Below are 25,974 nucleotides of genomic sequence, written 5' to 3'. Positions count from 1 at the left end.
ATTATTTAATCATTTTATTGATTCCTGTTATCAACATAGTACCTGCTGCAATTACAGCTAAAAAGTAGAACATATACAAACCAGTATCTACCCATTTAGCGCCAGATGCCGATAACATTTTTCCGTCTTGCATTGGTGTTTCTACTCCCGAAGCAGTAAAGTAGGCGATTAATCCTACAACTAGAAAAGCACCTACTCCTATTAACGCGTTTTTTAAGGTTGCAGTATTAGCAAATAAATTAACTACGACAAACAACAGTACTAAAGCTAAGGTTATCCCTAATATTATGTAGGCTATCCAAGTCATTGGTTCTAATAAAGAGGTATCTCCATTGGCAGCCAATTCTTTTACTTCTTCATCTCCTGCTCCTACAATTCTTGCTAAAAAAACCATAGATAAAACACCTATAATTAATAAAACTATTTTTAAAATCTTATGCATAGTATTCGTTTTTAAAATTAGTTAATATTACTTTTTATATCTCACAAGCATATCCATTAATGTAATAGAAGAATCTTCCATATCATTAACAATACTATCTACTTTTGCAATAATATAATTGTAAAATACTTGTAGAATAATAGCTACAATTAAACCAAATACGGTTGTTAAAAGTGCAACTTTGATACCTCCTGCAACTAAAGCGGCATCCATACCACCTGCAGATTGAATTTTATCGAAGGCTTGAATCATACCAATTACCGTACCCATAAATCCAAGCATTGGAGCTAGGGCGATAAATAAAGAGATCCAAGAAATGTTCTTTTCTAATTGTCCCATTTGCACACCACCGTAAGCAATTACTGCTTTCTCTGCAGATTCGAGACTTTCGTCTGCGCGATCTAACCCTTGGTAATAGATGGAGGCAATAGGCCCTTTAGTGTTACGACAAACTTCCTTAGCAGCTTCAATTCCACCAGATTGTAATGCGTCTTCTACATTTTTAGCTAATTTCTTAGAGTTTGTTGTAGAAAGGTTTAAAAATACAATTCTTTCGATAGCGATTGCTAAACCTAGAATTAAACACAATAATACAATTCCCATAAACTGAGGTCCACCTTCGATAAAACGTTTTTTAAGCTCTTGGTGAAAACCTAACGACTCTTCTGCCGCGCCATCTGTCGATGCTTCTTGTGTTGTTGAGACTACTGTTGTTGCTATTGTGGCAGCAGTTGTAGTTGCGTTAGCTGTTCCAAATGCCATTATTAAAGTTATGGCTAGGATTGAAAATAATCTTTTCATTGTCGTGATCTTAATTTTAATTAGTTAAAGTGTTAAAGATATAAAAAAAATGTAATTAAAAAATAAAAAAACCAATTACAACCGTGTAATCGGGCTTATTTCGCAGAGAGAAAGGGATTCGAACCCTCGATACGCTATAAACGCATACACGCTTTCCAAGCGTGCGCCTTAAGCCACTCGGCCACCTCTCTAAAGTTTACCGATAATTACAAGGCACCAAAATAAGAGAAAAATAATTAAAGACTAAAATTTTGAGAGTTAATTTTACGTCAATTCTCCTCTTAATGCTGTTTGATATATGGTTTTGAACAAGTTAGGCGACACATTTTGCCCTAACAAATACATTAATTTACATATTGCGGCCTCCGTAGTAATGTCTTTTCCCGAAATTAAACCTATTCTTTTTAGCTTTTCGCTAGTTTCGTACTGCCCCATCATCACACTTCCTCCAGAACATTGCGTTACATTTATAATATGTATACCTTTATTTACAGCGTCTCTTAATAAGCTAACAAACCAATCTTCAGTAGAGCAATTTCCTGCACCGTACGTTTCTAAAACGACACCTTTTAGACCTGGCGTATCAAATATAGAACGTAATAATACTTCAGATATTCCTGGAAATAATTTTATTAAAGCAATATTTGAGTCTAATTTTTTATGAACGATAAGGTCTTTTCTGGCATTCGGTTTAAATAAATATTCCTGATTTACTTTTAAATGCACCCCAGATTCGGCTAAATCAGGGTAATTTAAAGAGGCAAACGCTTCAAAATGCTCGGCGTTAATTTTCGTCGTTCTGTTGGCGCGATATAATTTGTATTCAAAATACAAGCACACTTCTTTTATCACTGGTTTATTGTAATGATTAAGTGCCGCCACTTGAATAGAGGTGATTAAATTCTCTTTAGCATCGGTACGTAAATCACCAATGGGCAACTGTGATCCCGTAAAAATAACTGGTTTGGCTAAATGCTCTAACATAAAACTCAATGCTGAAGCCGTGTAACTCATTGTATCGCTACCGTGAAGCACCACAAATCCATCAAAAGACTCGTATTGCTCTTCTATAACCTCAGCGATTTCTACCCAATATTCGGGTTTCATATTACTAGAATCTATGGGCTGGTCAAACGACGTGGTTTCAATGTTACACTCTAATAATTTCAATTCTGGAATACGCACTAATAAATTATCGAAATCGAAAGCGCGTAAGGCACCAGTTTCCGGATCTTTCATCATACCAATGGTACCACCGGTATATATAAGAAGTATATTAGGTATTGCTTTTGTCATAATTAAATGCCGAAAATGGCTTTTGAGTTTGCAGTTGTTATTGCTGCGATGTCTTCTTGAGATATATTGTAAATCTCCGATAATTTTTCGAGAACTTTTACAATATAACTACTTTCATTTCTTTTTCCTCGGAAAGGATGCGGTGCCAAATACGGCGCATCGGTTTCTAAAACAATATGTTGCAAATCGATTGTACTTAAAAACTGATCGATTTTACCATTTTTGAAGGTTGCCACTCCCCCTATTCCTAATTTAAGGTTATAAGAAATCGCTAGTTTTGCGTGTTCTATTGTCCCCGTAAAACAATGAAATATTCCAAACAAGTCGTCGCTTTTCTCTTCTTCTAACACTTCGAAAACGGCATCGAAAGCCTCACGGCAATGTATTACGATGGGCAATTTATGCTTTTTAGCCAATTGAATTTGATATTTAAACGCTTCTTTTTGAATCGCCAACGTGTCTTTGTCCCAATACAAATCTATGCCAATTTCTCCAACTGCATAAAATTTATGATTGTCGAGCATCTCTTCAACGTGGGCTAATTCTTCATTATAGTTATCTTTTACGTGTGTTGGGTGTAAGCCCGACATTAAAAACACGTGTTCCGGATAGTCTTTTTCAAGTCGAAGCATCGCTGCTGTATACGTAGAATCGATAGCAGGAATAAATAAACGTGTTACATTAGCATCCAGAGTGCGCTGCATCATTTCGTCTCTATCTTCATCGAAAGCTTCACTATATAAATGGGTGTGTGTATCTGTAATTATCATTTTGTAAAAATAAAAAAGTCAGGGATTAAACACTGACTTTTTCTAGGGTATTTTAAGTTAAACTTACTCTAATTTATTTAGTAATTTCTGAGCTTGCTCGTAATCGTCGGCCTCTTCATTAATTTGTTTTAATAAACTTTGGGTGACCTCTGTCTTACCTTGTTTTAAGTTGCTTAAAGCGTGATACCACAGGGCCCTGTTTTTATAAACCGATTCGCTTTTTGAAATAGCTATCAGCAGTGCATCGGCAGTTTCAAAACGATTTAATTCGATATTAGTAATAGCATAATACAATTGTAATTGCCTGTTTTCGCTATCGGTTTTTAAAAGACGCTCTAAAATGGTATTGGCTTTAGAAAACTCGCGATTATTAAAAGCTTTGGTAACCTCAACAAGATCGCGAACACTTCCTCCACGAACAGTTAAATCTATTGTTTCGTGCGTATTAAAATCTTTGTACGTTGGCGTTTTTAACTGCTTAAACAAAAACAGTCCTATTAACACAACAACACTTGCCGCTATAGCCAATCGAGCAATATTGAAACGTTTACGAAAGGCTTTCGGTTGTTCCGTTTGTATCGTATTAAAATGCGCTTCTGAGATGTGCATTAAGTTGCGTTTAAAGTCAGAACTTTCTTCATCTAAAGTTTGTTCCAAATATCCTGAAAGCTCTTTATATGTTATAAAACTATGTTTAAAAGCAGTATCGATTGCTAAGCGGTTTTCAAAAGCGAGCACATCACTAGCAGACAGGTCTCTTTGTAAGTAGTTTTCGAATAAAATATAGTCTTTTTCTTCCATTTTAATAGTTGTTAAGCTGATTAAATTTAGGCGACTCTTGTACTAACTTGGTAAGTTTACCAATGCACAGCGATTTCTTTTTCCGAGCGTAGGCATAAGTAATTTTTAAACTTTTTGCCACCTCTTCCATCGATTTAATTTTAAAAGTTGCTTTTAGTAAATCTTTACAAGCATCGCCCAACTTTTGAAACATTGCGTTAAACAATTCTTGTTTTTCACCAAATACTGTAGTTTCGAAAGCTAGCGTGAAAGCGTCGTCATCTTTAGATAAGACTTCTTCATTAATTGTTACCTCCTTATTAGTCTTCTTTTTTAATTCATTTAACCATTTACGTTTACATAAGAGAAAGAAATAGGCATCGAAAGGACAAGTTAATTCCAACCCTTTCTGTTTTGCTTGATTATAAATGGTAACCAATACTTCTTGAACGACATCTTTTGCTTGGGTAGCGTTACCGCTATTCTGTTTGATGTAATTTATCACTTTAGGCACAAACGTATCGTAAATAGCTTGTATAATAAAACTATTATTTTGAAGTAATCCGTGAATATACTTCTGGTCTTCGTGTATTTTTTTATCACCCATTAACCCCTATATATTGGTTGGTTTCTAACGAATTTAAAAAAACTTTTAAATAAATGGGTAACAAATTCAAAATGCTTTTGATATAAGGTTGTAAAAGCCAAAATGGCAAAACTATTAAATCAATTATTAACTCTTTAATATTTAGAAATCATGAGAAAATCAATTTTAATTATCGCAGCCCTAGTTTTTGGATTATTAACAGCAAACGCTACAACACCAAATTCAACGCCTACAACTTTTAACAATTCAGACCTTATAAAGGACGACATCGTAAAAATTTATAACTGGTCGGTTACAACAACAGTAGGCCAATTTTCTGGAACCGCTTCAACTTTAACCTCAGCAGAACGCCGAGTGCAATTAGCAAGTAACGGCCTAATCGTTTTAGAACATATAATTACTAGCTATTTCGTAGTAGGAAGCGATATAAACAAACCAGAAAACAGATTGTATTTCTGGGAAGTACAAAGTGAAAACGGTCGTGCGAAAGGATTTTCGACTAGCGAAGCATCAGCCCATAGAATGATCAACTTAGTATCAAGCGGAGATGTTGTTTACTATAAAATAGTTGCTAGCTCAGAAATAAAATAATAAGACATTCTGGATGCTTCTCACCAGGTATCCAGTTTATAATTCCATAAAAACAGATTACTCATTTTAAACCTTAGAAATTATGAAACAATTTAAACACCTATTTACAACGTTATCAATTACGGCGTTAACACTTATTACCAGTTGCACAAGTAAAGATGATAACCCCGATTATTTTGCAGGAATCCCCGCTCCAACCTCAGCAGAGTTTGATGCCATTAGACAGAGCGCTATGGAAGATAATACGCAACATTTTCAGTTTGATGCCAGCGACGGATTCGTGACTTTAACCTCTAGCAATGGTGTAGAAATCTCACTAAATACGTCATGCCTATCTCAAAACGGAAACCCCGTTACCGGCCCAATCGATTTAGAGTATGTAGAAATTTTTGAAAAAGCAAATATGCTTGTTACCAACAAACCTACGATGGGAAGATTACCAAATGGCGACAAAACTCTAATTATTACTGGTGGAGAATTCTTTCTAGAAGCGACTATTAACGGACTTCCATTGGACGCAAACTGTGGGTTAAGCCTATTAGTGCCGTCTGCTTTAACTGGCGGCTTTGATCCAGCAATGACACTTTGGAATGGCGAAATTGATACCGATGGCAACTTAACTTGGGATCAAATAGAACCTGGCACAAACGATGGTGTTTTTGATGAGATGGGTGAATACTACGCCGTTTTACAAGGTTTTGGATGGAGCAATATTGATCGCTTTTATAGCGACCCAAGACCAAAGACTCAAATACTAGTAAAAGCGCCACAAGGTTTTAATTTTGGTAATAGCGCGGTATATTTATCTTACGATGGCGAAGATTCTGGTTTAGCTAGTTTGGATACTTACGACAATACTTTTCAAGCATTTAGCGAACATTACGGACAAATCCCTATTGGTTTAGAGTGCCATATTATTTTTATTACCACGGAAGATGGCCTTTGGAAATATGCTATAAAACCTGTTACAATTGCTAACGACGATATCATCACTTTCACACTAGATGATCTTGTTATTGGAGATGACAACGCTTTACAAGGAGATATTAATGTGCTACCATGATTAAATTCCTACTTAAAAAAAGTCAGAAACTTCGGTTTTTGGCTTTTTTGTTTTTAGCAGTTTTGCTTTCAGGATAAGAGACTTACTTTCAGTAAGGTTATAAAACCCTCTTTTAAAGTGATTGCGCTTTGCTTTTTTCATCCTAAAAAAGATTCATAAACTATTTAAATAATCACTCTCATAGTTTTTGCTATATTTATAAAGCTATTAATATCAGAAAATTATGAAAACGCTCTCTTTTACCGTCGCTTTTTTTATGTCGTTAGTTACACTTGCCCAAACAGCAGATACACCTTTAGATACCACTCGAGGCCTATCTGAAATTAATTACAGTAAAATAAATAATACGGTACAATTTAGTCCCAAAGCACCACAATTAATACAAACAGCAGGCGCACCGAAAGCCTTTTACACGCATTTCTGGGAATTTGGAGACGGAGAATATAGTAATGAAGAACTACCAAAACACACCTATAAAAACGCTAAAGAATACGACGTTCGCTTATGGACAACCAATATGTATTCCTCGGGAAAACCACCCACTGCACGTCCTAAAAAAATAAGAATTGACACAGCAACAGATAGCTCCACAGACAACAGCAGCGCTACTTTAGACACAAGTTTAGATTTAGTACGCAATCGCGAACCTATGCCAGAGGAAGATATTGTTGTCGTAATGCGTTATAAAAACACCAAAGATTACGAAACAAACGGCACACTTTATTTGTATTATAATGAAACAGCGTTTACAGCAGATAATTTTGAAGTATTGGATGCTCGTTTTTACAACAACGAGGAAGACGTCAGCGACACAGAATTAGTTATGGTAAATAGTATTACTACAAACGACTATTTTTACGCGAGCCACACACAAGAACCTCTAGAATTTAAAACGATAGCTCAAGATTCTACCGAAAAATTAAACCTGCCGTTAACGTTAGCAGAATCTGAAACTAAATACCGCGCTTCAAAAACGATTGCTTTTAAAAATATGAAACCTAATGAAGAGCGCAATTTGTTTTACACCCTAAAAACAACGCCCGAAATGATAAAGGACACGAGCGCAATTGTAACCATTCGCGGGGTGTATGTTCCAGACGATAATTACCAAAACCACAAAGTAAAGGAAATGGAAATGGAGATTGTAACGTCTCACGATCCCAATAAAATGTCATCTAACGCTACCTTTTTAAATTACCGACTGGTGCGTTATAAAACACCAAAATTCAAAATAAAATTTCAAAATAATGGCGAAGGTCCGGCCACAACAATTAGGTTAGAAACCGATATCCCAGAGATGTTAGATAAATCTAGTATTACCGTAGAAGATATGTACCCCAAGTGTAAAATTTGCCCAAAAGAGGAAGTTCAGTACAGTTGTTTAGACACCACTTACACCGCCACGCAAGCCATTTTTACGTTTAAAAACATTTATTTACCAGGAAGCGAACAAAAAAATGTAAAAGATTACGATTCTACAAAAGGTTTTGTAAAGTATAACATAAAGTTTAGCGACGATTTTCATAAGAAAAAAACCAAGTCTAGAACGGCGATTATTTTCGATAAAAACGACCCGATTATCACCAATTATTCTACCACGCGTTTTTTACCGGGCATTTCTATTGGAGCAAAAGCGGGTTATAACTCATTCAGCGATTTAAAAAACTCTAAAAGTTATTTTATTGGCGCCACGGTTTCCCCTTACAAATCGTACCGATGGTATTGGCAGGTGGAATTATTAAACAGTTTTCATTCTTACAATGGCACTAAAACAATACGCGAAGAATTTGTAGATTCTCCCGCCGGTTTTATAGCGCTTGAACGCACCACAAAAGAAAGCTCTTACGATAATATCGATTGGGAAATTCCAGTTTTAGCCCGTTACAATGTTAATAATTATATTGGTTTGGGCGCTGGACTGCAAGGCACTTTTTCAGTTAGCCAGCAAAAAACAGAACGCATTACCATCCAGCAATACGAAGGTGAGCAGACGGATTCAAACCTTCTTATCAATCAATCGGTCACGGAAAGTGATACAAAAAATAATTTTGCAAATTTTAGAACGGGCTTTTTAATTGAAGCTACTGCCGGATTTGCGCGCATTGGTCCCACAGCTGGCGTGCGTTATGTATTTAACTTTAAAGACGCTTATGATTACTTACAATTTTACGCCTTATGGAAATTTTAATATTAGAATCCATTCTCCTGCCTAAATAAAATACCAAAACCCTTTTGCTGATGAAGTCCCTCTTACTTGTTTTCTATTTTATCATTAGCGGAAGTCTCTATTCTCAGACGATAGAAGATCGCATTTATAGCGCTACTGCAGTTTTTAACACGCAACAAACTACGGAAGCCTTAGCAACTTTAAACGTTGAAATTAGTGCTTTTGAAGCTGAATTACAGTCTAAAGACGATTATCTAGCCTTTGTTAACCTTCTCATTAATAAAGCCTATTACCTAGAACAAAACCAAAGTTATCAATCGGCTATTTCTACTTACGAAGACGCTTGGAGCTTGTATAAAAAGGAAAAAATAAATACTATTTTTCAATACGATATCATCGAGAATTGCTTAATTAATTTGGGCGTATTATATCACAAAACAAATAATTACACCAATGCTGAAAACACGATTAAATATTATATCGCATTAGCCAAAAAGCAAAATAATACACAGCAACAAGCTATTGGCGCGGTAAATTTGGCCAACTTATATCAAAAACTAGGTAAACACACTTTAGCCATAGAAGTCGCTAATAACGGATTGAAAATCGCGGCACCAAACTCACGAGAATATCAAAGACTTAAACAAATTAAAGCGAATAGCAGTATAACTTTAAAAGGAAACAAAACAGCTATTGGCACCTCTAAAAACAAAGCCTCTAATATAGGTTTCCATTTTAAAAATGAGCAAGTAGCCTATACTACTGCTATGCAGCACAAAGATTACGAAACGGCACTATACCTCTTTAAATCTTCAATGCACTATTGGCAGAACGATTTAACTTCAGCTCGAGAACTAGCGAAATTAAAACACGAGGAAGCAAAGCTATACACTTTATTAAACCAAAATGAAGAAGCTAAAAACGCCTTACAACTAGGGGTATCCCTTTTACTTCCTAAATACGACAAGAACAGCCTCCCAAAAACAAACCACCTGTATCCAGAAAACACCTTTATTGAAATCTTCGATGCCTTAGCCGCCTTACAAGACACCCCTGAAATGGCATTGCAATATTACGATTTGAGTTTTTATGTTTCTAATTTACTCAATGCCCAGATTACGTCGCAAGAGGCCAATATGGTAGAAATAGCGGCCAATAGAATACGTAGTGAAAAATGTATCGCTTTATTATATCAGCTTGAATCTAAAAGCGCAAATACAAGTTATACCACACGCGCTTTTCAATATGCCGAAAACAGTAAAGCGTCTATATTAAAAGAAAATCACTCGAAAAAAGAGTTGCTAAAAGCACACCCTAGCGATACTTTATTAATTGAAGAACAATGGCTATTAAAAACACAAGAGCAATTAACAAACCGGCTTATTAGAACGCCTTATCAGCGAACGCAGACAGAAAACCTTTCAGAAGTTAGAGACTCTTTAAACAGTATTAATATTGCATTGAGAACAGCTCAAAAAATAATTCAAACGCGTTATAATTTTTCAGTCAATGACCGTATTAACATTCCTGTTTTAAAACAAAGACTTTTGGTAGATGACGCGGCTTTAGTCGCTTATTTTTATGGTAAAGAAAACATCTATCAGTTTATATTCACGGATAACACCACAACTCTAAACGCTATTAATTTAAATAATAAAACAAAGGAATCCCTACGGGGGTTTATTACTTTATTTAACGATGCATCGGCTATAAATAATGATGTTTCAGACTATCGTGCTCAAGCATTTTCAGTGTACAAAAGGCTTCAATTAGCCCCCCTTCAGCATAATAAAAATATCGTTATTATTCCCGACGGCTTACTTAATTTTATTCCTTTTGAAGCCTTACTCACAAAACATACAGAAACATCTAATTATAGCAAAATGCCATTTATGGTAAGGCAACACACTATCGTTTATAATTCGAGTGCTTACTTTTTTTTAAAAAACAAAAAGCACGAATCGGGAGATCATTTACTCGGTGTATTCCCTGTATTTGAAGGCACTACCAACGCGTTAAAATACACGATTAATGAGGCTAAAAGCATAGAGCAAGAGGTAGATGCTAAATTTTTAATGTACCATTCGGCAACAAAACAAAGTTTTTTAGATTACGCCTCTCAGTATAATATTTTACATCTTTCCACCCACGCTAGTAGTGGCGATTTTATTGTGCCCGCTCATATTGAGTTTTCAGATGAAACCCTATACCTAAACGAACTATACGCGTTAAACATTTCGCCAAAATTAGTCGTTTTAAGCGCTTGCGAAACGGGTATTGGCAAATTGACTAAGGGTGAAGGTCCTATGAGCTTGGCAAGAGGATTTAATTATGCTGGCGCGGAGACTATATTGTTTTCACTATGGCAAATTAGCGATGCTTCAACGGCGAAAATTATGGAATTATTTTATAATGATTATGGAAAAACTAGTTCGGCTTCTCACGCAAATCACCGTTCAAAAATTGCTTATTTAGAGGATAAAAACATCAGTAATATAAAAAAATCGCCTTATTACTGGAGCGCTTTCGTATTTTATGGCAGCATAGAACCGCTTCGAGATAATAACATAAATTATGGTGTTATTACTATTATTTCAATTCTGTTTGTAGTACTTTTACTGCGTTTATTTAAGCAATGGTATGAAAAACGATCTCAAAGAATTTCTTCTTAATAAAGGATATACAAAAACAAAATTAAGACTTACTCAAACGAATCATTTTGAAATAAAAGCCTCTATTAACGGTGTTAAAGGGCTTTTTATTCTAGACACTGGCGCATCGAGTAGCTGTATAGGCTTTGAGGATGCTACGCTTTTTAAATTAAAAGTAAAAGCATCAGATGTAAAAGCTGCAGGTGCCGGCGCTACAAATATGCTCACTAGAATATCGAAAAAAAATACGATTAAAATAGGTAAATGGGAGACGGAGAAAGTGACTTTAATCTTATTCGATTTGGTGCATGTAAACACCGCATTAACCACTCATAATGCACAAGCTGTAAACGGAATTATTGGCGCCGATATTTTAAACAAAGCCAAAGCTATTATCGATTATGACAAAAAATACTTATATCTAAAACCTAAAAAAGCATAATAATTTTCTTACTTTTATAAGTATACGCTACTAACTACTAACTTCCCTTATGAGTGCTACTATTGTAATTGCAGACGACCACCCCTTAATGTTAAGAGGTTTAAGCGACTTTATATCTTCTAAAGGCTATACTATTTTGGGTAAAGCTGAAGATGGTAGAACCGCCTATAATTTAATAGTAAAGCACGATCCCGATATTGCCATTTTAGACATACGAATGCCTTACTTAACAGGTTTGGAAGTGGCTTACGAGTGTAAGAAAAACAATTTAAGAACAAAAGTGATACTGATTACTTTTGATAATGAAGAGCACTTGTACGATAAAGCAAAGGAATATAACGTTTACGGCTATATCTTAAAAGAGTTTGCTATTGAAGAGATTGAAACGTGTATAGAGCATACTAAGCGTGGCGAACCTTATTTTAGTGAAGAAATTGCCTCGTATCTTAATTCCAAAATAACATACACCGATAAGAGTCTAATTGCACTTCTTACAAAATCTGAATTAAAAATTGTGAAGCTACTATCGTCCAGTCTGTCGAGTAATGAAATTGCAGAACATTTAAACTGTTCGGTGAGAACGGTTGAAAAACATAGAAGTAACATTGTTAAAAAACTGAAACTCCAAAAATCTCACAATGCTTTAATGATCTGGTCTACCCTAAACAAAGAACTTTTAGAGACCGTATAAGCAACATCTTAGTAAGGTGTTTCTTTATATTACGTAATTATACGTATTTCATATCTTATAAATTCACCATACATTTACAGTGCTATTAATGGTTTTTTTAGGGAAAAATCAACTAATCCTCTGCAATTCTATTCTAGTGTTGCGGAGTTTTTTTTTGCTTTTATTCTTCACCCCAAAACAAAATTTACGTAGTTCTACGTATTTCATTTTAGCAAAAAAGAGTATACCTTTACTGTGCTATTAATCAACAGTATTGAAAGAATAAATAACCCAACAGAGCTCTGCAGTGTTTCACTACAGGGCTTTTTTATGTTCTACAGATTAAGTAGTTGTACGTATTTCATTTAAGACTTAAAGAACTTACATTTATAGTGCTATTAATCACTATTTCAATAACCAACATAAAAAGCTCTAGCGCGTATCAGCTTTAGCCTTTTACAACTAAAACTTATTAAGAACCAGAGTTTTACGTAATTACTCGTATTGTAAAGAACTATTACTTTTAGTATTTTTGTAATGCTATTAATCTACAAGACCTCAATTACTTAGGTTTTAAATTAAAGTAAACTCTAAATTTAAAAATGAGTTTTCACTTTAAAACTTTTTATTATGGAAAATATGGAAACAAACAAATGGTTTATTCTCGGTATCATGATATTCGCTACAGTTGTTATTATCATTAATATTTTTACACTTATCTTTTAAGATCTTATATAAAAAAAGTGTAGCCCTGTTAAATGACTACACTTTTTTAAAAATATACTGCTGTTCTTGTCTCTTCTTACTCCATTAAGGCAAAAAACTTATTGATATTTGGAAGAATAACAACACGAGTTCTTCTGTTCTTAGACCTGTTATCGTTTGAGTCATTTTCAAATAACGGCTTATAACTACTTCTTCCCGCTGCTATTAATTTTTCTGGCGCAACATTGTATTGGTTTTGTAATTTTCTTACTACAGACGTAGCACGTAGCACGCTTAAATCCCAGTTATCTGCAATCTGTGGCGTACTAATAGATCTTGCATCTGTGTGTCCTTCTACCATAACCTCTAAGCTTGGCTCAGAGTTTATTACATCGGCTAATTTTTGTAAAATGTTGTTCGCTTTGTTACTTACGCGGTAACTCCCAGTATTAAACAATAATTTATCTGAAATAGAAATCATAACAACAGTTTCATCAATACTAATAGAAATATCGTCGTCTTCATTTAAATCGCTGGTATCTAAATTCTTTCTCAAGTTATAAGACACCGCTAAATTCATAGAATCTTGTAAGGTTTTAGCGTCGTTTAAAAGACTTGGATCTACCTTTTTTAAGGTTTCTCTCATTTTTCTTTTGGTGACGTTAGATATCACAGCCACATCTCCAACAGCATCAAATTTTACATCGTTATCCTCTTTTAACTCGGTTATCTTGCTATTGTATTCGTCCACTCTCATTTGAATGATACCAAATTTCGCTTCTAAATCTTCGTTTTCTACTCTTACTTTTGTTAACTCACTTTTAATTTCTCCGTTTTCTTGTTGTAGGGCCACGTATTTCTTTTTTGAAACACATGAGCTTAATACAACTACAAACAGTAATAAAATTGACGCTTTCTTCATATCTAAATTTAGGTTTTATATTTAGTGTAGATACGAGCCTAGAAATGTTACAGACGTCTTGTACCCTAGTTTTATAATAATTTTAACAAAAAAAGGCTTCCTAAACAGGAAGCCTTTTTTTCTAGTATTAAACAATAAGTCTACTCTTCGCCTACTTTTGCTGGCTCTATATTACTATCGAAAGAATTGTAATATTCTTCTAATAAATTCATTAAAGCATTTAATAAATCTTTAGTTTCTAATAACAAACTAAAGTATAATGTTGTGTTTTTAGGACTTGATTCTTCAGAACGTGTACGCTCTACTTGTTTCTGTATTTTCTCTTTTACCAAATCGTACAACTCTGCTTTATTCGCTAAAATACTTCCAATCTTATAAAAGGAATGCGTATCGAAAGCATCTTTAGTTTCTCTGAATAGCACTTCTAATTGTCCATCAATTTCTTTCAATTCTTTAATCTGACTAAATTTTAGCTTTTTATGATTGTTATTGATGTGTTTATGACTCACTTTAGAAATGTATTCTAACGACTGGGTAACATCTTGTAAATAGCCTAAGATATTAATATAAAAGTTACTGGCCCCAACACTAGAATCGTCTAAGTTTTTAATGAAGTAGAAAATATTATCTCTTAAATCATCTATTTCATCCGACAGCTTATTAACTTGTTTTTTATTCTTTTTAAGAGATGACAGGTCTTGTTTTGCTAAGCCTTCAATAGCATTGGTATAAATTTTATTACCACGCTTTAATACATTCGCAATATTTTTTGCACTTTCGTGAATAACACCTTGCACCGAACTGCTTTCTGCTTTGGTTAAGCTGTCTTCCGCTTTAGTAGCCGAACTCGATTTTTTATGTGAGATGTAGTTTCTTGCTAAAAGCAAGACTGCCAATAACAATAATATTGGTATCATCACTTCATTCCAGCTTATTAACGCCGCTAAAATAGCTGCCGCTGTAAAGGCACTAAAGGCGGTAAAGAACCACCCCCCAATAACGTTTAATACACCGGCAACGCGATACACTGCGCTTTCGCTTCCCCACGCTCTATCGGCTAAAGACGTACCCATCGCTACCATAAAAGTAACGTAGGTGGTAGATAAAGGTAGTTTATAAGACGTTGCTATAGAAATTAATACGCCAGCCACCATTAAGTTTACAGACGCTCTAATTGCATCGAAAGCAGGTAACTCATATTCTTTATTTTTGGCTACGGTAATAACTGGCTTTTCAAATTTTAAATCAATTTTATCCTGCACTGATTTTGGAATCATCAAATTTAAACCATAACCAATACCCTGTGTACCTCTCACTACAATTCTAGATAGTAAGTTGGGCTGAAATTTCTCTGTGCCTTCCCCTTGTCTTGATAAACTAATTTCGGTTTCGGCAACCGTTCTTGCTTTTTTAGACAACCACAGCGTAAGTACCATAATAGCACCTGCAATGAATAGTAATAAGGGCTCTGCTGGTACTTTCTCGGCTAAAACTTCCATTGAAAAAGACGACGCTTCAACCCCTGAAGCTGACCACGCTTCGTACGAATGCCATGCCGCCATTGGTACTCCAATAAAGTTTACTAAATCGTTTCCTGAGAATGCTAAAGCAAGACCAAATGTACCAACTATAATTACTATTGGTAAAATGTTTCTTTTTAGAAACCTCATATATAAGTATGAAAATAATGTCCAAAACAGAAAGCTTATTAACATTATAACAGCCTCGTTACCTTCTAGCAAACCACTTATATTATCGTAAAAAGGAGTTCCTTTTAATCCTTTTAAGAAGATAAAGTAAGTAATTGCTGTAAGCGCTAACCCTCCAAAAAAGGCACCAATATTTTTTATTCTCTTTTCGAAATGAAAAGTAAAAACTAATCGCGATACGTATTGCACCAATGCACCCACACTAAAGGCTATGACCACCGACATTAAAATTCCGGATATAATGAGCAATGCCTGATCTGAATTAATATACTTACCAAGATTTGTAAAGGTTTCGCTATCGTTTGCACTAATTTTTATTAAGGCAACTGCTACAGAAGCTCCCAATAGCTCGAATACTATAGACACTGTTGTAGAGGTTGGCAAACCTAATGTATTGAAAAAGTCGAGTAGTAGAATATCGGTAATCATTACGGCCATAAAAATAACCATGATTTCGTTAAACATAAACTCGCTGGGATTAAAAATCCCTTTTCTTGCGACTTCCATCATTCCGCTTGAGAACACGGCTCCAATAAAAATCCCCAAACTAGCCACAATCATAATAGTTCTGTACGACACCGCCTTTGAACCAATGGCAGAGTTTAAGAAATTAACAGCATCATTACTCACTCCAACAACCAAATCGGCTGCTGCAAGAATAGCAAGTGCTGCAATCATTAATAAATAAATAGTATCCATAATTTAGTTTAAAATCTTTTGCAAATATCTCTACTGTTTAGAATTATAATGTTACGTAAACGTTATGTTTTAAAAATGAATTTCAAACTGTAACCTATATAATATCTCACTGTTGCTATTTGCTATTTCTAAATAAGTCAGATCGCTTTGAATCTTTAATTTATGTCCGTTAATATATTTTGAAACTCCAATTGTATATTGGTTTTCTGTATTTTCTGTTTTCACCACCTCGTCGAGATTTACAGTGGTATAACGTGCAGATATTTCCCAATTCTTGGGCAGCACATAGCCGGTTTGAAAGTTTAAAGCATCACCAACTTGCACGATATCCCCGGTAAAGGTATCGTCTTCATTCGTCGCAAATGGTTCTTCTGATTTTCTATTAGCATATTCTGCCATAAACGAAAAGCCGCGATATTTAAACATCGCATCTATAAATAAAGTTGAAATATCGGTTTCGTACAAACCGATGTCGGTATCCATATAACGCCCTTGATTACCTCGTGTTTTAACAGCATTACTATTATAATCGTAAGCCACGGCAAGTGCTAGTTTCGGTGTTTTTTCCCGTTTAAGATCGGCGCCTACAATTTCTCCATTACTCTTAAAATCTCCAAACGGAAAGAGCTCTAAACGTCCCGTAAATTCTATTCCTCCTTGGTTTCCTGTTGTTACATTTCGGCCTTCACCTTGTGCTAAAGAAAAAGTTTCTTTTATTTTGAATTGTTCTGTAAGCTTAAAATGATGCAATAACTGAACTGAGAATTCGCGATCTAGAGTAAACACGCTATTTAATCGCGAACGATCGACTAGCTGAAGATTTGCAGATGAGACAATACGCTCTCTATTTCCTGGTAGTTTTGCTTGTCCGAATTGCAATTCAAAATTTTTGTAGAAATTCCATCTTACGTAGGCATCCAAAATATATCGTGGTGCATTGCTTGTATATTTTGATGCTCCAGAAATATCTCTATTGGATAAGCCTAGCTCTATCTTATATTGTAATTTTGGTGTTAAAGCATAACCTCCAAATTTTAAACGCGCTCTTCTAATTAAGACACTCAAAGTATTATCGCCTTGCTCTTCCCAATTAGAAGTTGCCAGAAATTGTGCTCGTGCGGCAATTTTCATCGTCCAAGAACTGTCCTGACCCACCAAGTTTAATAAGCCATCACCAAATTGTGGCGCACTCGTTTCTTGAGCATTTAAAGGTAAAAAAGTAAAAATAAATAATGCAAGCAACGCATATTTAGAGGTCATAAATTGTTATTAGTTTTTGTCGGTACAAATAACCAACTCTAATGTTAACTTAATGTTTCTAAATAATTAATTTTAAAAAGTAATAAAAAGGGCTACTTTTTTAAGGTAGCAGCCCTATTAGATCTCATAAATTTATAGTCGACAAAAACTAAATAACGTTTATGAGTGCTAATCCAATAGACTTCTTGAGCCCTTACAAATATGCACATAACATTTAAACCTATGGTAATCTTAAGGTTATCTAATCATTAAACAAAATACCAGTTTTTACACAACATCAACTGCTTGATTTACAATGTTTTATAAAAACAATGTTAATTTAATGTTACGTAATTGTTTATTTTATGTAAATAATTGTTATATTTACGTAGTCGTCACGAATTTAATACTCTCTATTATGAAAAAAATATTAGTCTTCGCATTACTTTTATCTGTAACATTTACATCTGCTCAAAATGAAACTATACACCCTAAATTTGAAAAACAAGGGGATATCATTCTTGCTACTTATTACCATAATAATGGAGAGATTGCCCAAAAGGGTTATTTTAATAAAGCCAATAAATTGGAAGGTACTTGGGTTAGTTTTAACAACAAAGGAACTAAGCAATCTATAGGCCAATACACTAATGGAGTTAAAGTTGGTAAATGGTTATTTTGGAAAGAAAACAGTTTACGCGAAGTAGATTATAATAACAATGTTATTGCTAATGTAGGCGAATGGAAAAATAAAACACATCTTGCTATTGCCGATTAATTTTAAAATCATAGTTATAGCAGCGCAAGACCACTTATAAATTAAAAAAAGCATCCTTATCAGGATGCTTTTTTATGAGGTAATATTAAAGTAAAAACGTCTACTTAGAGGTCTTAAAACATTTAAATTGGTTAACTATCAAGACTCTTATAAAAAAGCGCAAACTTGTTTTTCTTGACTATCAATTTTTAAATGAGCACTCCTAAGTTAAAAGAGCGTTTGTAATGTAATGCCTACAAGTTATAAAAAATTATTCTACTGTCCAACCGGCTCCCCAAGTTGTATAATCTGTTCCTATTGCATTTCCATCACCAGTTAAGAAATCAGCATCTGTAAAGGTTTCTCCGGTATCGTTTTTAACGCTATCTAAAACATCTATGAAGGTTACGTTAGTAACTTTTAAATCACCATTTAACACACCTGTTCCTGTTGGATTGTCGCTATTTGCTCCAACATCTCCGTCTAGATCGAACCCTTCAGCATACCCTTCAATTAAGATATTATTAAAAAGGCCTTGAGTTCCTGCTCTTAAACGAATAGCTTCTCCACTCACTGTCGATCCTAAACCTATAATTGTAACATCGTTTACTGTTGGTTTAGACCAAAAAATCGGACTTGCATTATTTCCAACATCAGTATTATACCCGTCACACTCGAAGGCTTTATCGTGATCTAATCCGTGTTTAACGTAGGCGTTTGTAATGGTTCCGGAATAGCCTTCCGTCCAATCGATAGAATCATCTTGTGCATTAACTACAGAAATATAATCTGCATTTACGGTCCCTCCAAAAAATTCAACACCATCATCTTTACCTTCAAAAGCCTGGATATGAGAAACGACAGTACCATTACCAACACCGTAAAATGAAAAACCATTGTTCTCAGATTGTCCGTCGGCAGCTCCACCAGAATACTCCACACGAACATAGCGTAAAGATCCCGAATTATCGCTTGCCGTAGTTCCTCCGTAAGGTAAACTTGCAATTTCTGAAGTCGACGTCGCGTTTCCAGATACCGAATTTATCGGTGCTTTTCCTAATAAAATAAGACCTCCCCAATCTCCTGCTTGTGGATTTGCAGCGTTCGATGTAAATACTATCGGGCAATCGGCTGTTCCATTGGCAATAATTTGTGCGCCTTGAGAGATTGCAATATACACATTAGACCCTGCAGCAAGCGCTTCAATAGTCATACAAGACGGTATCGTTAACGTTGTACCTGTGGCCATAATTAAAGAACCATTTAGCGCATAAGTTACATTAGCATCTAAAGTTAAATCTGAAGTATAGGTCCCCGATAAGAACACCGTGTCTGGGTCTTGTGCTCCACCACTACCGGTGTTGTTTACTACACTATTATCGTTGAGTACAATATCCGAAGTATCGTCTGTTGAGCAAGAGGTCGTTAAAATACCTAAAAGTGCTAATCCTAATAAAAATTTGTTTTTCATCGTTTTAAATTTAATTTGAGTTAATATCGTTAGTTGTTTAAAATTTATAGTTAAGTTCTAATCCTAAATGCATTCCTTTTGTATAATCTGAAACATCTTTCCCGTTTGGAGAGGTCACAATGATATCCCCTTGATTGGTTTCTCTTATATATTGAACTTTAGGATTTAATATGTTTTTTATGGCAAGATTGATTTCGAAGTTAGCGGTCACTTTGTTTTTTAAAATGAAATCGAAAGTGGGGATGCCTTTTTCAATAACGTTTCCTAATTGTCCAGATCCTAAAGCATCTATGCGGTCTGAGAAGTAAGAGAACACTAAGTTGGCTGTTGGCTTATAATTACCAAACGTTGGTGAATAATTAATATCGGCATTTAAAATAATTGGCGAAGCCCCTTGTAAGGCTTCTTTCTCATTTCTAAAACTCACACTATAGGTTCCAGAAATCGTGTTGTATAAATCTTGCTCGGTGTGCATATATGTAACGTTTATACCACCAGATAAAAGAGCATCGTCGTTATTGTCTACAAGGATATTTTTTCTTAGTTCTGCTTCAAATCCTAGAATTCGTGCTTGATCTCCAGTTCTAAAATAACGCTGTGTTCCTGTAGCATCGAATGCGACAACTTGGTTAATAGGGTTATTAATTTCTTTATAGAAAGCACCTACCGAGAATAATTCGCTTTTAGAAATAAACCACTCATATTTAAGATCTAAGTTTAAAATTTTAGAATACGACACGTCTTTTACATTAACGTACGCTTGCCCAGATTTGGTTCCTAATAAATCCGGATTTCCACCAATTCTCTGTGATACCGACTCATAAACGAAAGGAGCAACTTCTTTAAATTCTGGAAGGGAAATAGTTTGACTCGCAGAAAAACGTAAATTCTGATCGTCGTTTAACTTATATTTTAAACTTATACTTGGCAATGCTATCGTTTCTGCAGATGAAATACTATCGTTTCCTCTAGATCCTAAGTTGATAACATCGTATGCCACTTTTTGCTTAATGTTTTCTAAACGCACTCCCGGAACGATTAATAGTTTTTCTGAAGCCTTAATTTCTGCATTTACATATCCCGCATAAATATCTAAGTTTCCTTTATAGGTGTTTTCCGGTAATCCCGGACGGTTTGTATTACTTAAACCTGGAACCGTATTTATAACTTTAATTTGATACAACCCTCCAGATTGCTGATTTACCATTAGGTTATTTAAAGATACATCTTGATTAATATTGCCTGCGTTACTAACAGGAATACTCGAACTTGAAAAATCGTAACCATATCTAATATTATCGAAAGAACGTTGTTTAGTTCTTCCGTTGTACCCGATATTTAATTTTATAGCATCATTTATATCGTATGCCAAATTGACCCTTCCGTTAAGCTCGTCGTCATCGATATTCTGAAAATAACGCTGGTTATCGAAAGCCACATTATTAAAGTAAGTAGCTTTAGTTGTTGGGTCGTTATCTAAAGCGAAATGATAATTTTCAATACTCACCCGCTTTCTGTCTGGCTCGTGCGCAAACACTTTATTATACCCGATTCCCCAAACTAAATCGAACCTATCAAAATTATGTTTTCCTACTAATTGATTCACATAAATCAAGTTTTGGCTAAACTGAACATTCATTTGATAAAACCCTTTATCTGTATTTAAATTAGCATCTCGATTTCTTCCTTTTCCATCAATTCCAAAATACCCCACGTTATCCGACGAGTTATTTATAAAGAGAGACGTATAACTTAAAGAGTTACTGTTATCAATTCTATAATTTAAATTAGCCATTGCCGTGGTGGTAGTGCCGTATTCAAACTCTTCGGCTTTTTCAAACGCTTTCTTTTCAACGTTTGTATAATCGATGTTAGATCCTTCTCTGTATTCGTAGCTATTATTAAAAAACACGGTTCCGTATAGGCTTAATTTGGAATCATTTTTAAAGGTGAACGATTTTCCAAAAGACGTCCCTATTGACGTATTAATTGGAGTTGAAGCTGTTATGGGATCTATTTGATGTGATAAAACCACGGCAAACGGGTTGTGATCATAACGATTATAAAATCCGAAATGCCCCGTGCCCTCACTCTTTTTAAAGGTTTCTCCAACAGCATTTGTATTAACACTAGAACCAACATACACCTCAAAAAAGCCATTGCCTTTGTAATCTTTTGAAGAGATATCGACATTTCCAGCAGCAAAATCACCATAAAATTTTGATGAATACGCCTTACTTATAGAAACGTTCTCTATAATGTCTGAAGAAAATAAATTTAAATCTATATTCTTTTTACTCACATCGTTTGATGGTAATGACAAGCCGTTTAGTGTTGTATTTAAATAACGATCTCCTAAACCACGAACATAGACATTACTCGATCCTTCCTGTTTAGAGACTCCCGAAATTTTAGAAATAGCACCAGCAGCATCGCTAACGCCTTTTCTCGATAATTCTTCAGCACCAATACTCTGTTTAATTTCTACTGCCTTTTTCTGGTCTAATAACAAAGCAACTTCACTTTCCCTTTTTGATGTCGTTTGAATAACCACCTCATCTAAAGCTGCTGCATTAGCACCCATTGGCACATTAATTTCTGTAACCTTTCCTGCGGCTACTTGCACCGGTATCTTTTGTGTTTCGTACCCTACAAAACTAAAAGCAACGGTGTACACCCCGGCTTCAATAGCTTCTAATTTAAAAAGGCCATCGAAATCTGACGAGGTCCCTTTAGTGGTATTATCGAGCATAATATTTACCATTGGTAGCGGCTCGTTATTATAATCTTTATCGGTAACTGTACCTATTATAGAACCTGTAGTTTGCGAGTACGCAAGGCTCGAAAGGAATAGTGTAATGACTAGTAAAAGTTGTTTCATCGTTTTTTGATTGTTTAACGCTGCAAAGAAACTAGCAGACTGTAAACTTTGAGTTAACTAGAGATTAAATGCCGTTCACTAAAAGGTTTCCTAAAGGTTACGCGGTTTTACTTCTAATTGTAATCTAGAAACATTGAGTTAACACAGAATTAATTATCTTGCGGCAACAAAAATTATACTTATGACTTGGGAAGAATTACTTTCTTTAAAACGCTTTGGAGACACCAATAAAAGACTAAGAAAAGAACAAGATGAAACCCGTTTAGGTTTCGAGGTCGATTACGACCGTATTATATTCTCTTCTGAATTTAGAAGTCTTCAAGACAAAACCCAAGTCGTCCCTTTATCTAAAACCGATTTTACACACACGCGGTTAACACACAGTTTAGAAGTTAGTGTTGTAGGCCGTTCTTTGGGGCGAAGTGTTGGAAAAAAAATACTAGAAAAACACCCACATTTACAGAGTGACTTAGGGTATCAAGCCAACGATTTTGGTGCTATTTTAGCTGCCGCTGCGTTGTCTCATGATATTGGGAATCCTCCTTTTGGGCACTCTGGAGAGAAAGCGATTGGCGAGTATTTTATTTCTGGACAAGGACAAAATTATAAAGCGGAGCTTACGGCAAAAGAATACGAAGATTTATGTAGTTTTGAAGGTAATGCTAACGGGTTTAAAATTTTAACACAAAGTCGTGAAGGTCGCGAGGGCGGATTGCGATTAAGCTACGCCACTCTAGGCGCTTTTACAAAATACCCTAAAGAATCGTTACCTAAAAAACCGACTCCACATATCGCCGATAAAAAATATGGTGTTTTCCAAAGTGAAACTGATGAATTCATAGCCGTTGCCGAAGAATTAGGATTAACAAACAGAAGCGAAACAGATATTAGTTATTCTCGCCATCCGTTAGCTTTTCTAGTAGAAGCAGCCGATGATATATGCTACACAATTATCGATTTTGAAGATGGTATCAACCTTGGTTTAATTCAAGAAGAATTTGCCTTAGAGTATTTAATTAAGTTAGTAAAAGACTCTATAAATTCAGAAAAGTATTACCAACTCACCAACACACACGATCGTATTAGTTACTTAAGAGCTTTAGCTATTGGGCGATTAATTAACGAAGCGGTAGAGATTTTTATGGATAATGAAGCGGCTATTTTAAGTGGTGATTTTGGATCTAGTTTATTAGATAAGAGTAAATACGATGCGCAGATTAACGATATTATAAAAATTAGTATTGATAATATTTACCAATCTACCGAAGTGGTTGATAAAGAAATTGCGGGCTACGAAATTATTAAAACACTTTTAGACACATATATTAATGCGGTAAATAACTGCTATAATAACACGGCGTCTAATTATGACAAATTAATTCTTAAAGGATTTCCTGAAACTATTAAAATGGATCAAGATAGTTTGTACGACCGACTAATAAGCGTATCGCATTATGTGTCATTACTATCGGATAGTCAAGCGATTTTAAGCTTTAAAAAAATTAAAGGGTTTAGCATCTAGAATTTTATTTATCCTACTTTAATTTTATAATAAAGGCTGCCAGACTTTTAACATCTAACTGTATATCTTCTTGTAATTCTAAAACGGTTCCGTGTTCTATAAAATAGTCGGGGATTCCTTTTAGGTACACATTGTTTTTATACTGATGTTTCGCTGCAAATTCTAAAATAGCACTTCCAAAGCCTCCGATAACCGAATTGTCTTCAACCGTTACAATAGTTTTATAACTGGTAAAGATGGAGTGCAATAGCTTTTCATCTAAAGGTTTTACAAAACGCATATCGTAATGGGAAATACCCTGAAGCGCTTCCGCGGAAGCGATAACAGATTCAATAACCGTAGCCATTGTTCCTATAGTTAGAACCGCAATATCTTTACCCCTTTTTAGAGGAGTTGCTTCACCAATTGTAATCGTTTCAAAAGGGTGTTGCCAATCTATAATGGTGCCGCGCCCTCGCGGATACCGAATGGCAATAGGATGTTTTAATCCCAATTGTGCGGTGAACATTATATTTCTAAGTTCGATTTCGTTTCTAGGCGCAAAAATAATTAGGTTAGGAATACAGCGTAAATAACATAAATCGAAAACGCCGTGGTGTGTTGCCCCATCTTCCCCCACCAAACCGGCACGATCTAAACAAAAAATAACAGGTAAATTTTGTATCGCGACATCATGAATAACCTGATCGTAAGCGCGTTGTAAAAAGGTTGAATAGATATTGCAAAACGGAAATAATCCTTGCGTTGCCATTCCTGCCGATAAAGTGACCGCATGCTGCTCGGCAATCCCCACATCGAAAGCACGATCAGGCATAACTTCCATCATATACTTCAGTGAGCTCCCTGTTGGCATTGCAGGCGTAATACCAATAATGTTTTTATTTTGTCTAGCCAATTCAACGATAGTAATACCAAAAACGTCTTGAAATTTTGGGGGTTGAACTGTTCCTGTTTTTTTATATAAATCACCTGTTACCGCATCAAACTTTCCTGGGGCGTGATAGGTCACTTGGTTTTCTTCCGCCTGGCGTAACCCCTTACCTTTGGTAGTAATTATGTGCAAAAACTTAGGGCCTTTTACGGTTTTTAAACGCTCTAATTCAACTATAAGTTCTGGAAGATTATGACCATCGATGGGCCCAGAATAATTAAAATTTAGAGCTTCAAAAATATTATCTTGTTTTTCGGTGCCTTTTTTAACATTGGTTAAATATTGTTTTAAGGCGCCAACACTGGGGTCTATTCCAATGGCGTTATCGTTTAAAATAACTAATAAATTGCAATCGGTAACCCCGGCGTGGTTTAAACCTTCGAATGCCATACCACTCGCAATCGATGCATCTCCTATAACGGCTATATGTTGCTTGTTGAAATCGCCTTTTATTTTTGATGCGATAGCCATTCCTAAAGCTGCAGAAATAGACGTTGACGAATGCCCAGCTCCAAAACTATCGAAGTCACTTTCACTGCGTTTAGGAAAACCACTTATACCTTTAAACTGTCTATTGGTATCGAAAACAGATCGTCGCCCTGTTAAAATTTTATGTCCATAAGCTTGGTGGCCAACATCCCAAATCACCTCATCGAGTGGTGTATTAAAAACATAATGCAAAGCTATTGTAAGTTCTACAACGCCTAAACTCGCTCCCAAATGCCCTTCCTTTGCTGCTACCGCCTCAATGATAAAACACCTTAAATCTCGAGCTAATAGCACTAATTTTGAGTGGCTTAAAGCTTTAATATCTGCGACAGATTGTATAGTATTTAAAAGAGGTGTTGTCATTTTAGG

Annotated in this window: 20 protein-coding genes and 1 tRNA gene; 8 read left to right on the top strand and 13 right to left on the bottom strand. The window is 35.2% G+C overall.

Annotated features, from left to right (window positions below):
* Position 1 precedes the first annotated feature (1 nt).
* The 7 genes from ES676_RS06580 to ES676_RS06550 all read right to left on the bottom strand — a co-directional run bounded on the left by ES676_RS06580 (position 2) and on the right by ES676_RS06550 (position 4,696).
* A complete protein-coding gene (locus ES676_RS06580) occupies positions 2–442 on the bottom strand; it encodes a hypothetical protein (RefSeq protein WP_148369532.1) in 441 nt (146 codons plus the stop codon).
* 27 nt (positions 443–469) lie between these two features.
* Positions 470–1,243: a MotA/TolQ/ExbB proton channel family protein gene (locus tag ES676_RS06575; protein WP_148369531.1), complete on the bottom strand. Its 774-nt coding sequence runs from the start codon at positions 1,241–1,243 to the stop codon at positions 470–472.
* Positions 1,244–1,346: 103 nt separating this feature from the next.
* A tRNA-Ser gene (locus ES676_RS06570) sits at positions 1,347–1,434 on the bottom strand.
* A 73-nt stretch (positions 1,435–1,507) separates the two neighbouring features.
* A complete protein-coding gene (locus ES676_RS06565; RefSeq protein WP_148369530.1) occupies positions 1,508–2,539 on the bottom strand; it encodes an asparaginase in 1,032 nt (343 codons plus the stop codon).
* Between the two features lie 2 nt (positions 2,540–2,541).
* Positions 2,542–3,309 (bottom strand): TatD family hydrolase, encoded by a 768-nt coding sequence (locus tag ES676_RS06560; protein ID WP_148369529.1) that lies wholly within the window; start codon positions 3,307–3,309, stop codon positions 2,542–2,544.
* Positions 3,310–3,372: 63 nt separating this feature from the next.
* Positions 3,373–4,110: a hypothetical protein gene (locus ES676_RS06555; RefSeq protein WP_148369528.1), complete on the bottom strand. Its 738-nt coding sequence runs from the start codon at positions 4,108–4,110 to the stop codon at positions 3,373–3,375.
* A gap of 1 nt (position 4,111) precedes the next feature.
* Positions 4,112–4,696 carry an RNA polymerase sigma factor gene (locus ES676_RS06550; protein ID WP_148369527.1) on the bottom strand — a complete coding sequence of 195 codons (585 nt, stop codon included), beginning with the start codon at positions 4,694–4,696 and terminating at the stop codon, positions 4,112–4,114.
* Between the two features lie 150 nt (positions 4,697–4,846).
* On the opposite strand from ES676_RS06550, the gene ES676_RS06545 reads away from it, so the two are divergent.
* The 6 genes from ES676_RS06545 to ES676_RS06520 all read left to right on the top strand — a co-directional run bounded on the left by ES676_RS06545 (position 4,847) and on the right by ES676_RS06520 (position 12,301).
* Entirely contained in the window at positions 4,847–5,287 is a 441-nt protein-coding gene (locus ES676_RS06545) for a hypothetical protein (protein ID WP_148369526.1), read from the top strand.
* Positions 5,288–5,369: 82 nt separating this feature from the next.
* The gene (locus tag ES676_RS06540) at positions 5,370–6,350 is read left to right on the top strand and encodes a hypothetical protein (protein ID WP_148369525.1); all 981 of its coding nucleotides are present in this window, start codon (positions 5,370–5,372) and stop codon (positions 6,348–6,350) included.
* A gap of 223 nt (positions 6,351–6,573) precedes the next feature.
* Complete coding sequence (locus tag ES676_RS06535; protein ID WP_148369524.1) at positions 6,574–8,538, top strand: DUF7849 domain-containing protein; 1,965 nt, start codon at positions 6,574–6,576, stop codon at positions 8,536–8,538.
* 50 nt (positions 8,539–8,588) lie between these two features.
* Positions 8,589–11,189, top strand: a complete 2,601-nt coding sequence (locus tag ES676_RS06530; RefSeq protein WP_148369523.1) for a CHAT domain-containing protein — start codon at positions 8,589–8,591, stop codon at positions 11,187–11,189.
* Positions 11,158–11,610 carry a retropepsin-like aspartic protease family protein gene (locus ES676_RS06525; protein ID WP_148369522.1) on the top strand — a complete coding sequence of 151 codons (453 nt, stop codon included), beginning with the start codon at positions 11,158–11,160 and terminating at the stop codon, positions 11,608–11,610. Before ES676_RS06530 ends, ES676_RS06525 begins: the two co-directional genes overlap by 32 nt.
* A 49-nt stretch (positions 11,611–11,659) precedes the next feature.
* Positions 11,660–12,301, top strand: a complete 642-nt coding sequence (locus tag ES676_RS06520; protein ID WP_148369521.1) for a response regulator transcription factor — start codon at positions 11,660–11,662, stop codon at positions 12,299–12,301.
* A gap of 781 nt (positions 12,302–13,082) precedes the next feature.
* Here the strand turns inward: ES676_RS06520 and ES676_RS06515 are convergent.
* From ES676_RS06515 to ES676_RS06505, 3 genes are all read right to left on the bottom strand, one after another.
* Positions 13,083–13,907 (bottom strand): OmpA/MotB family protein, encoded by an 825-nt coding sequence (locus tag ES676_RS06515; RefSeq protein ID WP_148369520.1) that lies wholly within the window; start codon positions 13,905–13,907, stop codon positions 13,083–13,085.
* A gap of 140 nt (positions 13,908–14,047) precedes the next feature.
* Positions 14,048–16,315, bottom strand: coding sequence for an inorganic phosphate transporter (locus ES676_RS06510; RefSeq protein WP_148369519.1), 2,268 nt, complete (start codon positions 16,313–16,315; stop codon positions 14,048–14,050).
* A 69-nt stretch (positions 16,316–16,384) separates the two neighbouring features.
* Complete coding sequence (locus ES676_RS06505) at positions 16,385–17,575, bottom strand: porin (protein ID WP_148369518.1); 1,191 nt, start codon at positions 17,573–17,575, stop codon at positions 16,385–16,387.
* A gap of 397 nt (positions 17,576–17,972) precedes the next feature.
* Here ES676_RS06505 and ES676_RS06500 point away from each other — a divergent pair, with 397 nt between their 5' ends.
* Positions 17,973–18,332, top strand: coding sequence for a toxin-antitoxin system YwqK family antitoxin (locus ES676_RS06500; RefSeq protein ID WP_148369517.1), 360 nt, complete (start codon positions 17,973–17,975; stop codon positions 18,330–18,332).
* A 250-nt stretch (positions 18,333–18,582) separates the two neighbouring features.
* On the opposite strand, the gene ES676_RS06495 is transcribed toward ES676_RS06500, so the two are convergent.
* The gene (locus tag ES676_RS06495) at positions 18,583–19,782 is read right to left on the bottom strand and encodes a multidrug transporter (RefSeq protein WP_148369516.1); all 1,200 of its coding nucleotides are present in this window, start codon (positions 19,780–19,782) and stop codon (positions 18,583–18,585) included.
* 37 nt (positions 19,783–19,819) lie between these two features.
* Positions 19,820–22,663 carry a TonB-dependent receptor gene (locus ES676_RS06490; RefSeq protein ID WP_148369515.1) on the bottom strand — a complete coding sequence of 948 codons (2,844 nt, stop codon included), beginning with the start codon at positions 22,661–22,663 and terminating at the stop codon, positions 19,820–19,822.
* Positions 22,664–22,844: 181 nt separating this feature from the next.
* Here ES676_RS06490 and dgt point away from each other — a divergent pair, with 181 nt between their 5' ends.
* A complete protein-coding gene (dgt, locus tag ES676_RS06485) occupies positions 22,845–24,185 on the top strand; it encodes a dGTP triphosphohydrolase (RefSeq protein ID WP_148369514.1) in 1,341 nt (446 codons plus the stop codon).
* A 13-nt stretch (positions 24,186–24,198) separates the two neighbouring features.
* On the opposite strand, the gene ES676_RS06480 is transcribed toward dgt, so the two are convergent.
* Positions 24,199–25,968, bottom strand: a complete 1,770-nt coding sequence (locus ES676_RS06480) for a 1-deoxy-D-xylulose-5-phosphate synthase (RefSeq protein WP_148369574.1) — start codon at positions 25,966–25,968, stop codon at positions 24,199–24,201.
* Positions 25,969–25,974: the final 6 nt, after the last annotated feature.

It is taken from the genome of Bizionia saleffrena (assembly GCF_008086175.1).
GTDB lineage: Bacteria > Bacteroidota > Bacteroidia > Flavobacteriales > Flavobacteriaceae > Bizionia > Bizionia saleffrena.
This window is presented reverse-complemented; position numbering and strand designations above follow the sequence as displayed.